Origin of the sequence: Mesorhizobium sp. Primo-A (assembly GCF_003997175.1) — a bacterium.
Taxonomy (GTDB): Bacteria; Pseudomonadota; Alphaproteobacteria; order Rhizobiales; family Rhizobiaceae; genus Mesorhizobium; species Mesorhizobium ciceri.
Window position 1 is genome coordinate 229,733 of sequence record NZ_RZTG01000006.1, and the last position, 12,149, is coordinate 241,881.

A 12,149-nucleotide genomic window follows, 5' to 3' on the forward strand; every position below is an offset into this window, starting at 1 on the left:
CCTTCAAGACTTCTGTGGAAAGGCTCAAATCTCGACGAGATGGTCGTCGAGCTCGTTGCTGTCGCCCGCAGTGACCGGGAAATGCTCGGCCAGCACCGCACCCACCAACTCGATCGCCTTGACGAAGCCGTCGGCAAGCCGGTCGTCGCCGGCATGCGCGGTAAGGTCGCGCACGACGCCGTCCCAGACATGCTGGCCGACCTTGGCGTCGATACCCGAATCGGCAACCACCTCGGCATAGCGCTCGGCGATCGAGACGAAGACCAGCACGCCGGTGCGCGCCGTGGTGCGGTGGACGTTGCGGGCGAGGAACTGCTTGATCGCGTTGGCGTGCGCCGCCTGGTAGCGCAGCCGCCTCGGCACCAGGTGGATGCGCATACCAGGCAGCGCCCACAACAAGGCCAGCACGCAGGCAAGCGCCAGGAGCTGGGCGAGGACGAAATGCGGCAGCCGGATCGACAGCCACCAGGCCTCCAGACCGTAGCCGACCGCCAGGCTGACGAACAGCATGCACACGGTCGCCATGAAGGCGGCCGGGAAGAAATAGCCGTCGCTGGCATGCGCCACGACACAGTAGATTTCGCCGTCGGTTTTCTCCTCGGCGGCGTGGATCGCGGTTGCGATGCGCTCATGATCCTGCGGGCTGATTGGTCGTGTTGCCATGATCTGTCTCACCAGCTTCCTGAAGAACCGCCACCACCCGACGAGCCGCCGCCACCGGAAAATCCGCCACCGCCGCTTGACCCCGAAGACCAGCCGCTGCCCGACGACGAACCGGTTGTCCAGCCAGTGCCCGAGTACCCGCTCGGCCCGCGGCCATAACGAAACGTCATGCCCAGCCATTTGTACACGCCCGGCGACAGTTTCGTGCCGAACATCGGCGGCAGGAACGCCATCGCCATCCCGCCGAAGAACATCGTCGCCCACAGGATCAGGAACACGGCAAAGATCGGATCGATGGACGTGCCGTCATCGGCGGGATTGCGCTTGCCCCGCGCTTCCAGTTCTTCGGGATTGCCCTCCAGCACCATGACCATGTCATCGACGGCTTTGCTGATGCCGCCGGAGAAGTCCCCGGCGCGGAAGGCCGGCACCATGTCATTTTCGATGATCAGCTTGGTGTGCAGGTCGGTCAGCGTGCCTTCCAGCCCATAACCGACCTCGATGCGCATCTTGCGGTCGTTCGGGGCAACCAGCAGCAGCACGCCATTGTTCTCGCCCGCCTGGCCAAGTTTCCAGAAGCGGAACAGCCGGTTGGCGTAAGGCTCGATCTCCTCGCCATCGAGGCTGGGAATCGTCGCGACGACGATCTGGTCGGAGCCTTTCGTCTCGAAATCGGCGAGTTTTTGGGTCAGCGCCGCCCTGGTCGCGGCGTCGATGATGCCGGCATTGTCGACGACACGGCCGGTCAGCGCCGGCAGGTCGGCCGCGTAGGCCATGACGCAGGAGAACAGCACGACCGCAGCAATCAGGACGGCCGAGGCGAGGCGGTCGCGTTTCGACAGGCTGATGCTGGATACCATCATGCCATCACCAGCTTCCCGACGAGCCGCCGCCGCCGGACGAACCGCCGCCGCCGGAAAAGCCTCCACCGCTGCTTGACCCCGAAGACCAGCCGCCGCCGGAACTCCCCGACGACCAGCCGCCACTGGAGGATCGCCGGCTTGGCTCGAAGGTCATGCCAAGCCAGCGGTAGCGGCCGGGGCCAAGCTTCTGGCCGAAGATCGGCGGCAGCACGGAAGCCGCAATGCTGCCGAAGAAGATGATCGCCCAGATGCTGATGAAGACGGCGAAGAACAGGTCGTCGGAATCGAAAGGCGCTTGCTGGTTGCGCTCGCCGCGCGCCTCCAGCTCCGCCGGATTGCCTTCCAGCACCATGACCATGTCGTCGACGGCCTTGCTGATACCGCCCGAGAAGTCCCCGGCGCGGAAGGCCGGCACCATGTCATTCTCGATGATCAGCTTGGTGTGCAGGTCGGTCAGCGTGCCTTCCAGCCCATAGCCGACCTCGATGCGCATCTTGCGGTCGTTCGGGGCCACCAGCAGCAGGACGCCATTGTTTTCCTTCGCCTGGCCGAGCTTCCAGAAGCGGAACAGCCGGTTGGCGTAAGGCTCGATCTCCTCGCCATCGAGGCTGGGGATCGTCGCGACGACGATCTGGTCGGAGCCTTTTGTCTCGAAATCGGCGAGTTTTTGGGTCAGCGCCGCCTTGGTCGCGGCGTCGATGATGCCGGCATTGTCGACGACACGGCCGGTCAGCGCCGGGAGATCGGCCGCGAGGGCGGTGAAGGGGAGGAAGAGGAGGCTTAGAAGAGCGAAAAGGAACCCTAGGCTTGCGTTCCGGAGCGCCCCCCTCTGCCCTGCCGGGCATCTCCCCCTCAAGTGGGGAGATTGGCCGCCATCTCCACTTTCACCAATTTTCAACGTCGCAAGATGGGCGTCAGCGCCGAAGCTGCCAATCTCCCCCCTTGAGGGGGAGATGTCCGGTAGGACAGAGGGGGGTGTTTGCACGCCAGCAGCCCGTCATTTCGCGGGATTTATTCCGATGACAGTGGACGTTCACCCGCCCTGCTTCGTGCCGAAATCGACCTTCGGCGGCTGCATCTTGTCTTCGGCGACGGTGAAATTGGCGAAGGGCTCGTTGCCGCGGAACCAGAAGGTCGCCCACAGCACCGAGGGGAACGTCCTCAGCGTCAGATTGTAGTCCCTGACCGCCTGGATGTAATCGCGCCGCGACACCGCGATGCGGTTCTCGGTGCCTTCGAGCTGCGCCTGCAGCGCCAGGAAGTTCTGATTGGCCTTGAGGTCGGGATAGGCCTCCGAGACCGCGATCAGCCGCGACAGCGCGCTGGTCAGCCCCGCCTGGGCATCCTGAAACTTCTTGAGGGCTTCGGGATCCTTCAGCGTTTCCGGTGTTACCGTGATCTGCGTTGCCTTGGCGCGCGCCTCGACCACCGCGTCGAGCGTATCCTTTTCATGCGAGGCATAGCCCTTGACCGTCTCGACCAGGTTGGGGATGAGGTCGGCGCGGCGCTGATACTGGTTCAGCACCTCGCTCCATGCCGCCCTGGCATTTTCTTCCGCCGTCGGGATGGTGTTATAGCCGCAGCCTGCAAGCAGCGGCAACACGATCGCCATCATCAGGAAGGCGGGCAGCGTGCGGAACGTGGACGGCAAGGCAAGGCGCTGGGCAAACATGATGGGGGTCCCTCGGTAGAAGTTGCACGCGAAGCATTACCACAATCAGCGCGCAAGAAAACCGCCCGCGCCGGCAGCCCCTCGCCTGGCACGCCCGGTGCCGCTGCAAGGCTCTGTGATTGGCCGTGCGAACGCGATAAGGTCCGGCAAAACGGGACATCATCATGGCGGAACGCCAGGACAGCGACAAGGAATCGCGCCGTATCCTCGAGCGCATTGCGCGCGAGACGGATCCGGCCGGCAACTCGTTTGTAGCGCGGGCAGCGAAAGGCATGCACGATCACGTCATCGCGGCCGATGCCGATCGTGCCGATCCGATCGAAGTCTGGGGCACCCGCTTTGGCCGCACGCTGGGCCTGCTGCTGGCGCTGGGCCTGATGGTCTGGCTCGTGCTTTACGTCATCCGGGGCAGTTAGGAATCAAACGACAATGAGCGCCGAACAAACCGACGCGCCGCGTGCGGTCATCGTCATTTCCAGCCATGTCGCGCGTGGCTCGGTCGGCAACCGTGCTGCCGTCTTTGCGCTGGAGACCCTGGGTTTCCCGGTCTGGGCGGTGCCGACCGTCATCTTGCCCTGGCATCCCGGCCATGGGCGCGCGACGCGCATCGTGCCGCCGCTCGACGAGTTCAAGGCTCTGATGGCCGATCTCGAGCGGGCGCCATGGCTGGGTGAGGTCGGCGCCGTGCTGTCCGGCTATCTCGGCGAGGCGGGCCAGGCCGAGGCCGTCGCCTCGCTGGTCGCCGCGGTCAAGGCAAGGACGCCCGGCGCCGTCTATATCTGCGATCCGGTGATGGGTGATTCGGGCGGCCTCTATGTGCCCGAACCGACCGCCATCGCCATGCGCGACCGGCTGATGCCGATCGCCGACATAGCCACCCCTAACCGCTACGAACTGGAATGGATGGCCGGCGCCGCGTTGCCAGACATGAAATCGGTGATCGCGGCGGCGCTGCACGCCGGACCATCGACCATGCTGGTCACCTCGGCGCCGTCGATGATGACGGGCGGCACCGGCAACCTCCTGCTCGATAACAGCCAGGCGCTGCTCGCCGAACATCGCCTGATCGACAAGCCGCCGAATGGCCTGGGCGATCTGACGGCGGCCGTTTACCTGGCACGCATCCTGTCCGGCCAGCCACCGATCAAGGCGCTGCAATCGACGACGGCGGCGGTCTACGAGATCCTGGCACGCACCGCCAAGCGCGGCGGCGACGAACTGCAGCTCGAAACCGATGCGCAGAGCCTGTCGCATCCGATGGCGATGGTCCAGCTTCGCCACCTCACACATCCAGGGCGGGGCCGCCGGGCGTGACATCGACTGAGGCCGTACTTGTCGGCGTCGATGGCTGCAAGGCCGGCTGGATCGCCGTCCGACGAACTTTTGGCATGGCACCGTCGGTCGGTGTCTTTGCAACCTTCACTGCCCTGCTCGCATCCCTTCCCGAAGACGCTGTCATCGCCGTCGACATGCCGATCGGCCTGCCCGGCTTTTCGGGCAAGGGCGGTCGCGGCCCCGAAGCGCTGGTGCGGCCGCTGCTCGGGGCACGCCAGTCCAGTGTCTTCTCGATCCCGTCCCGTGCCGCGCTCTATGCCGACACCAACGGCTTCACCACCATCGAAGCCTGGTATGCCGCGCACGTCAGGGCAAGCGCGGTGGCCCTGACCACATCCGATCCGCCGCGCGGCGTCTCGATCCAGGCGTTCGGCATTTTTGCCAAGATCCGCGAGATCGACGCCCTGCTGATCGCGCGGCCCGATTTGCGCGGCCGCGTGTTCGAATCCCATCCGGAAGTCGCTTTCTGCCGCTTGAACGGCGATCAAGCCATGCAACTGCCGAAGAAGATCAAGGGCAGCATCAATCCGGCCGGCATGGCGGAACGCAAGGCGCTGCTCTGCCGGCTCGGCTATGATAAGGGCTTTCTCGACCAGCCGCCGCCCCGCGGTGCCGCCGCTGATGACTTCCTCGACGCAGCCGCGATGACGCTGATCGCCGGTCGCATCGTCGGCGGCGAGGCGCGGCCGTTTCCCGACCCGCCGGGCCGCGACAGCTTTGGCATTCCCGTCGCCATCTGGGCGTGACGCTGTTGGCCACCGTTGCGCTCGATGCATGGCATTTCTAGCCAGCCCTCATAATTCTGCATTGCTCGCGACCGGCTTTTGCCGCTAGAGCCTCTCTAGACCGCAACGAGCTGCCGCATCCAACCCGGAAAGGCTCCAGACGCCGCCCATGTCCCATCTCCCTGAACATCTTCTCGCCGGCTATCGCAATTTCATGAATGGCCGCTATCTCACAGAGAGCGGGCGCTATCGCGATCTCGCTCGCGAAGGCCAGGCGCCGGAGACGATGATCGTCGCCTGCTGCGATTCGCGTTCGGCGCCCGAGGCGATCTTCGACGCTGGGCCGGGCGAACTCTTCGTTCTGCGCAATGTCGGCAATCTGGTGCCGCCCTATGCACCCGACGGCGAGTTCCATTCGACCTCGGCGGCGCTTGAATTCGCCGTACAGAGCCTCAAGGTCAAGAACATCGTCGTCATGGGCCATGGCCGCTGCGGCGGCATCCGGGCGGCGCTCGACAGCAATTCCGCGCCGCTGTCGCCGGGCGACTTCATCGGCAAGTGGATGAGCCTGATCGCGCCGGCGGCCGAAACCGTCTCCTCCAGCACCTTCATGACCGCCTCGGAGCGCCAGACCGCGCTGGAGCGCATCTCGATCCGCTATTCCATCGCCAACCTCAGAACCTTTCCCTGCGTCTCGATTCTCGAAGGCAAGGGACGGCTGTCGCTGCATGGGGCCTGGTTCGATATCTCGACCGGCGAACTCTGGACGATGAACAAGGAGACTGGCGATTTCGAACGGCCGGAACTGGGATGAACGCGGCGGCGCGCAAGCTGGTGAACATCAGGTCGGTCGCTTTTGCGGCGGCCGCACTGCTGCTGGCGATTATTGCCGCCCGCGCCGATGATCGTGCCCTCATCAGCCGCTGGTATTCGGCGCTGCTGGTCGCCGACCGCACGGAACTGTCCGACCTGCTCGCCGACGATGTCCGCATCAAGCTGGACGACCTCGGCATCGTGCAGAGCAAGCAGGAATTCATCGCTTCGATCGACGAATGGAAAGGTGCCGTTGCCGGTGCTGCGATCCGGCACCGGATCGAGAAAAGCGAAGGCGGCGTCACCACGGTGGTCGCCTGCTACGATTTCCCCAACAACGACATGCTGATGCAGGAAACTTTCGCGGTCACCGACAACCGCATCACCGCCAGTTCACAAGCGGCGATCGCCGAAAACTGCGACGGCTTTTGAGGGCGATATCGGCCAAATCCGCATATTGCGGGTCCGCCGGCCGCGCCCTACATCGGGTACGACCCACCTGCCTGCTTCACCAACGAAAGACTGTCCATGCCTTCCACGAAAGCCGTCGACCTCGCCGCCCATCCGCTGACCGCGTGGCAGGGGCCGCTCGGCCTGCCCGATTTCACGCGCATTGGCGACGGCGACTTCTCCCCGGTCTTCGACGCGGCGCTGAAGGCGCACGAGGCCGAGATCGAGGCGATCGCCGGCAACAAGGATGCGCCGACCGTCGAGAACACGCTTGCCGCGCTGGAACTCGGCGGCGAAGCGCTCGATCGTGTCTCGTCGATCTTCTGGTGCCGCGCCGGCGCCTACACCAACGAGACGATCCAGGCGCTGGAGCGCGACATCTCGCCGAAAATGTCCAGGCATTTCTCGGCGATTTCAATGAATGAGCGGCTGTTTGCCCGCATCGACGATCTCTACCAGCGCCGCGAGAGCCTGAAGCTCGACGCCGAGACCCTGCGGGTACTGGAAAAGACCTGGAAGGGCTTCGTCCGTTCCGGCGCCAAGCTCGACGCCGACGGCAAGAAGCGGCTGGCAAGCATCAGCGAGGAATTGTCCTCGCTCGGCACGGCTTTCGGCCAGAATGTTCTGGCCGACGAGCGCGACTGGGCGCTGTTCCTCGATGAAGCCGACCTTGCCGGCCTGCCGGACTTCGTGAAAAGTTCCATGGCCGAAGCGGCCGAGATACGCGGCCAGAAGGGCCGCTATGCCGTCACTCTGTCGCGCTCGATCTATGAGCCGTTCTCGACCTTCTCCGAACGCCGCGATCTGCGCGAGATCGCCTTCCGCGCCTTCACCATGCGCGGGCAGAATGGCGGCGCCACCGACAACACGAATGTGGTGCGCGACATGCTGCGCCTGCGGGCCGAAAAGGCAAAGCTGCTCGGCTACGCCTCTTTCGCCGCGCTGAAGCTCGACGACACCATGGCCAAGACGCCGAAGGCCGTGCACGCGCTGCTCGATCCGGTGTGGGAGAAGGCGCTTGAGAAGGCAGCAAGCGACCAGATCGAATTGCAGCGCCTGGCCACCGCAGCCGGCAGCAACGAAAAATTCGCTGCCTGGGACTGGCGCTTCTACCAGGAGAAGCTGCGCGCGGAGAAATTCGCCTTCGACGAGGCGGAACTGAAACCTTATCTGCAGCTCGACCGGATCATCGACGCTTGCTTCGACGTGGCGACACGGCTGTTCGGCATCACCTTCGAAGAGAAAAAGGACATCGCGGCCTGGCATCCGGACGCCCGCGTCTTCGTGGTGAAGAATGCCGACGGCAGCGAGCGCGGCCTTTTCCTGGCCGACTATTTCGCCCGGCCGTCAAAGCGATCCGGCGCCTGGATGAGCGCGTTGCAATCCGGCTACAGGCTCGGCCACGGTGCGAGCCCGGTCATCTACAACATCATGAACTTCGCCAAGCCGCCGGTGGGCGAGCCGGCTCTGCTGTCGGTCGACGAGGCCAAAACGCTGTTCCACGAGTTCGGCCATGCTTTGCACGGCATGCTGACCGACGTCACCTGGCCCTCGGTTTCGGGCACTTCGGTCAGCCGCGATTTCGTCGAACTGCCTTCGCAGCTCTACGAGCACTGGCTGACCGTGCCGGCAGTGCTGGAAAAGCACGCGCTGCACGTCAAGACCGGCAAGCCGATGCCCAAGGCGCTGCTCGACAAGATGCTGGCCGCGCGCACCTTCGGCGCCGGCTTCGCCACGGTCGAATTCACCGCCTCCGCCTTGATGGACATGGCCTATCACGCGCGGGCGGAGGCGCCTGAAGCGCCGCTTCGTTTCGAAGCCGAAACGCTTGCAGAACTGCATATGCCGGACACCATAGCCATGCGTCACCGCACCCCGCATTTCGGCCATGTCTTTTCCGGCGAAGGCTATTCGGCCGGCTACTATTCCTACATGTGGTCGGAAGTGCTCGATGCCGATGCTTTTGCCGCCTTCGAGGAAACCGGCGACCCCTTCAACCCGGCACTCGCCGAGCGGCTGCGCAAGAACATCTACGCGGCCGGCGGGTCGAAGGATCCGGAAGAACTCTACACCGCCTTCCGCGGCAAGATGCCGTCGCCGGAAGCGATGATGGCCAAGCGCGGGTTGGTGTGATTAGCCAATCTCCCCCCTCGTGGGGGAGATTGGCAGCTTCCAAGGATCCGTCACCCTCGGCCACACCGGCCTTGTCAGCTTCTTGTAATCGGTCACCGCCGGATTGCTGGGATACGAACTCGGCGCCGAGACATAGATGATCTCGGCGGCGATCGGCTCGAAGCCGGCGTAGAAATGATTGGTCGACTTGATCAGCAGCATGTCCTTGGCTAGCGGATCGACGCCGATGTTGGAAAAGATATCCGGCTCGAAAGTCTGCGTGCGGTTGGTGTTGAGGATGATGTCGACCTCGGTGCCTTCGAGGCGGACCAGCGCCGTCGGCCCAAGCGTCACCCGGCTTGGCCCGAAACTCTGCCAGCCCTCCGCAACCGCCTTCAGCACGCGCACGCGCGCATCGATCGGCTCGCCGGCTTGCGGCCCGGCCTTGCCGCCGAAGCGCAGGTCGATGACTGCGCCCTCGCCTGCCGCCAGGCAGAAGGTGACCGCAATCGGATCCCAGATGGTCGCGACGGCGAACCTGTCCAGGCCACGCGCCAGCATCTGGCGCAGCACGAAGGTGCCGTCGCCGGGCACACCGCCGCCGGGATTGTCCCAGATATCGGCGATGACCACCGGCTTGCCCGGATTTTCTGTGCGCACGGCCAGCGCCCGATCGATGCCGTCGGCAGCACTCAGCATCGTCATCGCCGTCTTTTCGCGCAGCGCGTAGAGTTCCCGCCCGAGCCGTTCCGCCAGCGCGTCGCCCTTGGCCTTGTCATTGTCGGTGACGACCAGGATGCGCGTGCCCATCTCGGGCACATCGGCCGCCATGAAGCCGTGGATGACGGAGACCGACAGCACGCCGTCCTTGCCGTGCAGCGCCTTGATGCGATCGACGAAGGACCGCATCGGCTCGCGGCTGGTCGGCAGCACCTGGATCATGCGGCAGTCGAAGGTCGAAATCACAGGGTTGATCTCACCGCGCACTGCTGCCAGGCCAAGCTCGACGACATGTTCGCCGCGCTCGTAGAAATCGGTGTGCGGAAATTCGAGGAAATAGGCGAGAATGTCGGAGGCCGCGACGCGCTTCGGTGTCAGATGGCTGTGCGGATCGAGTTCCACGGCGATCACCACCTCCGGCCCGACCATTGCGCGAACCCGTTCGAGCAGATCGCCTTCGCAATCGTCATAGCCTTGCGCCACCATGGCGCCATGCAGGCCGAGGATGACAGCATCGACCGGCAGCGCCGCCTTGAGCTGGCCCAGAATCTCGTCGCGCAGAGCCTCATAGGTCTGCCGCTGCACCAGGCCGCCCGGCTCCGCCCAGGTGGCGGTGCCTTCGATGACGTCGAGGCCTTCGGCCACCGCACGCCGGCGTAGCGCCACCATCGGCGAGGAGCACAGCGTCGGCGTTTCCGGATGCTTGCCTGGCCCGGCATAGAAGGCCATCTCGAACGAAGCCCTATCGGTCGGCACCGGCGAGAAGGTGTTGGTTTCCGTCGCCAGCGAGGCGGTGAAAATGCGCATGAAAGCTCCGTCCGTGAATAGGCGCTATTTGACCGCCCCGAGCGCCAGGCCCCTGACGAGGTAGCGCTGCAGCCAGATGAACAGGATGGCCACCGGCAAGGTCGCCAGCAGCGTCGCGGCCATGACGTGATGCCATTCGATGGTGTAGCGGCCGGCGACCAGCGAAAACACCTGGATCGGCAGCGTGTAGCTTTCCTGGCTGCGCAGCATGGTGAGCGCCACGACGAACTCGTTCCAGGCGTTGATGAAGGTGAAGATCGCCGTCACCGCGATCGCCGGCAGGCAGAGCGGCAGGAACACCTTGCGCAAGGTCAGCCAGCGGCCGGCGCCCTCCATCCAGGCGGCTTCCTCGAGATCGCGCGGGATGGTGTCGAAATAGCTCTGCAGCATCCACACCGTGAAGGCGACGTTGAAGGCCATGTAGATGAAGCCGAGCGCCGTCGTGCTCTCGACCAGGCCCCAGGCCGCCATCAGCCGGAACAGGCCGAGCACCAGCACGATCGGCGAGATCATCTGCGAAATCAGCAGGAACTGGCGCAAGGCGCCGTAGCCGGCAAAGCGGAAGCGCGACATCGCATAGGCCGCCGGAACCGAGATCAGGATGGCGCCGACGGTGGCGATCACAGACACGTAGAGCGAATTGAGCAACGCCTGGCCGAAGCCGGTCGCCACCCACATGTCGGAAAAATTCGACCAGCGGAATTCGCTCGGCCACCAGGTCGGCGACAGCACTTCCTGTCTCGGCTTGACTGCGGTCAGGAACATCACCGCGAAGGGAAAGAGCGTCACCACGATCAGCGGCGCCAGCAGCAGCCAGGCGATGATCGAACGCTTGAGCTTGCTCGTCATGCGCGTTGCTCCCGCATCGCCAGCCGCACATAGATCATGGTGAAGACCAGCAAGATGGCGAACATCACCAGCGACACCGCCGATGCTTCGCCCAGCTTGCCGATGCGGAAGGCCAGCTTGTAGAGATGGGTGACCAGGATATCGGTCGAGTTGGCCGGACCGCCCTGCGTCATCACCCAGATGATCGGGAAGGAATTGAAGACGTAGATGGTGTTGAGCACGATGGCGATGTTGATGAACGGTTTCAGGAGCGGAAAGGTGATTTCGCGGAACTGCTGCAGCGGCGTCGCCCCTTCAAGCGCCGCCGCCTCGTAGAGATCGTCCGGGATCGACGACAGCCCGCCGAGGAAGATCGTCGTCGTGAACGGCACCGTCACCAGGATGCCGATCAGCACTTGCATCGGAAAGGCGGTTTCGGCACTCGCCAGCCACTGGATGTTGTGATCGATGAGGCCGAGGCCGATCAGCGCCGAATTGAGCATGCCGCTTTCGCCGCTCAGCGCCCAGCGCCAGACCACCGCGGTCATGGTCAGCGACACCGCCCAGGGCAGCATGATGATGACGCGGGCAATGCCGCGGCCATAGAAATCGGTGTTGAGGATCATCGCCACCGGGATCGACAAGAGAAGCGCGCCGCCGACCACCATCACCGTCCATTGGCCGGTGCGCCAAAGCGCGGCCGTGAAATCGGGATCGGCAGCGAGTGCCGCGAAATTGGCGAAGTCGTTGAAGTCACGAAGCTGGCCGAAGCGGCTGACGTCATGCGTCGAGATCTGGATCAGGTCCCAGACCGGCCAGAAGATGACCACCGCCGCCAGAAACAGGCTGGGCAAGGTCAGGAGATAGGGCAAGAAACGATTTTGCATCGGCTGGCTTTGTACCGCGTTGCGGGGAGATTGGATTTCGCTGGCTTGACAGATTGACTTGGTCCGGCCTCGTTCTTCTCAGGGCACCGCTTCAGGATTCCTTGCAACCGTCGGCGCTGCCCTCACCTGCTCGTCCGTTCTCCGCAGCAGTTGCGGAAGGGCCCCTTTCCTCTCCCCCGTCGATCGGGGGAGAGGTGTCGAGCGAAGCTCGACGGAGTGGGGGTCGACCCCTTGGGCGCAAGGCGAGACTTGCGCCTGGTGCTCTTCCTATATC

Annotated in this window: 13 protein-coding genes; 6 read left to right on the forward strand and 7 right to left on the reverse strand. The window is 64.4% G+C overall.

Annotation, left to right across the window (positions count from 1 at the left end; translation table 11 throughout):
* Positions 1–24: 24 nt before the first annotated feature.
* The 4 genes from EOC83_RS13500 to EOC83_RS13520 all read right to left on the reverse strand — a co-directional run bounded on the left by EOC83_RS13500 (position 25) and on the right by EOC83_RS13520 (position 3,198).
* Entirely contained in the window at positions 25–663 is a 639-nt protein-coding gene (locus tag EOC83_RS13500) for a TPM domain-containing protein (RefSeq protein WP_063169471.1), read from the reverse strand.
* Between the two features lie 8 nt (positions 664–671).
* On the reverse strand, positions 672–1,526 hold the full coding sequence (locus tag EOC83_RS13505; protein ID WP_063169472.1) for a YgcG family protein: 855 nt from the start codon (positions 1,524–1,526) through the stop codon (positions 672–674).
* 4 nt (positions 1,527–1,530) lie between these two features.
* Positions 1,531–2,382 carry a YgcG family protein gene (locus EOC83_RS13510; protein WP_063169473.1) on the reverse strand — a complete coding sequence of 284 codons (852 nt, stop codon included), beginning with the start codon at positions 2,380–2,382 and terminating at the stop codon, positions 1,531–1,533.
* A gap of 177 nt (positions 2,383–2,559) precedes the next feature.
* On the reverse strand, positions 2,560–3,198 hold the full coding sequence (locus tag EOC83_RS13520) for a LemA family protein (RefSeq protein WP_024504707.1): 639 nt from the start codon (positions 3,196–3,198) through the stop codon (positions 2,560–2,562).
* A 164-nt stretch (positions 3,199–3,362) separates the two neighbouring features.
* Here EOC83_RS13520 and EOC83_RS13525 point away from each other — a divergent pair, with 164 nt between their 5' ends.
* The 6 genes from EOC83_RS13525 (at position 3,363) to EOC83_RS13550 (ending at position 8,654) form a co-directional block, all read left to right on the forward strand.
* Positions 3,363–3,614 carry a hypothetical protein gene (locus EOC83_RS13525; RefSeq protein ID WP_063169474.1) on the forward strand — a complete coding sequence of 84 codons (252 nt, stop codon included), beginning with the start codon at positions 3,363–3,365 and terminating at the stop codon, positions 3,612–3,614.
* A gap of 13 nt (positions 3,615–3,627) precedes the next feature.
* Positions 3,628–4,512, forward strand: coding sequence for a pyridoxal kinase PdxY (gene pdxY, locus EOC83_RS13530; protein ID WP_063169475.1), 885 nt, complete (start codon positions 3,628–3,630; stop codon positions 4,510–4,512).
* Positions 4,509–5,279, forward strand: a complete 771-nt coding sequence (locus tag EOC83_RS13535) for a DUF429 domain-containing protein (protein WP_063169476.1) — start codon at positions 4,509–4,511, stop codon at positions 5,277–5,279. Before pdxY ends, EOC83_RS13535 begins: the two co-directional genes overlap by 4 nt.
* A 148-nt stretch (positions 5,280–5,427) precedes the next feature.
* Positions 5,428–6,072: a carbonic anhydrase gene (locus EOC83_RS13540; RefSeq protein WP_027037320.1), complete on the forward strand. Its 645-nt coding sequence runs from the start codon at positions 5,428–5,430 to the stop codon at positions 6,070–6,072.
* Positions 6,069–6,503 (forward strand): hypothetical protein, encoded by a 435-nt coding sequence (locus EOC83_RS13545; RefSeq protein WP_024504711.1) that lies wholly within the window; start codon positions 6,069–6,071, stop codon positions 6,501–6,503. The genes EOC83_RS13540 and EOC83_RS13545 overlap by 4 nt, the downstream gene beginning before the upstream one ends.
* Before the next feature lie 96 nt (positions 6,504–6,599).
* Entirely contained in the window at positions 6,600–8,654 is a 2,055-nt protein-coding gene (locus EOC83_RS13550) for a M3 family metallopeptidase (protein ID WP_013528986.1), read from the forward strand.
* On the opposite strand, the gene EOC83_RS13555 is transcribed toward EOC83_RS13550, so the two are convergent.
* The 3 genes from EOC83_RS13555 to EOC83_RS13565 are packed head-to-tail and all read right to left on the reverse strand — an operon-like array spanning position 8,655 to position 11,875.
* Complete coding sequence (locus tag EOC83_RS13555) at positions 8,655–10,160, reverse strand: M81 family metallopeptidase (protein ID WP_063169477.1); 1,506 nt, start codon at positions 10,158–10,160, stop codon at positions 8,655–8,657.
* Positions 10,161–10,184: 24 nt separating this feature from the next.
* Positions 10,185–11,009: a carbohydrate ABC transporter permease gene (locus tag EOC83_RS13560; protein WP_013528984.1), complete on the reverse strand. Its 825-nt coding sequence runs from the start codon at positions 11,007–11,009 to the stop codon at positions 10,185–10,187.
* Positions 11,006–11,875 (reverse strand): sugar ABC transporter permease, encoded by an 870-nt coding sequence (locus EOC83_RS13565; protein WP_024504714.1) that lies wholly within the window; start codon positions 11,873–11,875, stop codon positions 11,006–11,008. The genes EOC83_RS13560 and EOC83_RS13565 overlap by 4 nt, the downstream gene beginning before the upstream one ends.
* Positions 11,876–12,149: the final 274 nt, after the last annotated feature.

Excerpts from the sequence above, each read along its gene's own strand:
- EOC83_RS13540 (WP_027037320.1), top strand. The coding sequence starts at position 5,428 with ATGTCCCATCTCCCTGAACATCTTCTCGCCGGCTATCGCAATTTCATG.
- EOC83_RS13555 (WP_063169477.1), bottom strand. The coding sequence starts at position 10,160 with ATGCGCATTTTCACCGCCTCGCTGGCGACGGAAACCAACACCTTCTCG.
- EOC83_RS13500 (WP_063169471.1), bottom strand. The coding sequence starts at position 663 with ATGGCAACACGACCAATCAGCCCGCAGGATCATGAGCGCATCGCAACC.
- EOC83_RS13545 (WP_024504711.1), top strand. The coding sequence starts at position 6,069 with ATGAACGCGGCGGCGCGCAAGCTGGTGAACATCAGGTCGGTCGCTTTT.
- EOC83_RS13550 (WP_013528986.1), top strand. The coding sequence starts at position 6,600 with ATGCCTTCCACGAAAGCCGTCGACCTCGCCGCCCATCCGCTGACCGCG.
- EOC83_RS13520 (WP_024504707.1), bottom strand. The coding sequence starts at position 3,198 with ATGTTTGCCCAGCGCCTTGCCTTGCCGTCCACGTTCCGCACGCTGCCC.
- EOC83_RS13560 (WP_013528984.1), bottom strand. The coding sequence starts at position 11,009 with ATGACGAGCAAGCTCAAGCGTTCGATCATCGCCTGGCTGCTGCTGGCG.
- EOC83_RS13505 (WP_063169472.1), bottom strand. The coding sequence starts at position 1,526 with ATGATGGTATCCAGCATCAGCCTGTCGAAACGCGACCGCCTCGCCTCG.
- pdxY (WP_063169475.1), top strand. The coding sequence starts at position 3,628 with ATGAGCGCCGAACAAACCGACGCGCCGCGTGCGGTCATCGTCATTTCC.
- EOC83_RS13565 (WP_024504714.1), bottom strand. The coding sequence starts at position 11,875 with ATGCAAAATCGTTTCTTGCCCTATCTCCTGACCTTGCCCAGCCTGTTT.
- EOC83_RS13525 (WP_063169474.1), top strand. The coding sequence starts at position 3,363 with ATGGCGGAACGCCAGGACAGCGACAAGGAATCGCGCCGTATCCTCGAG.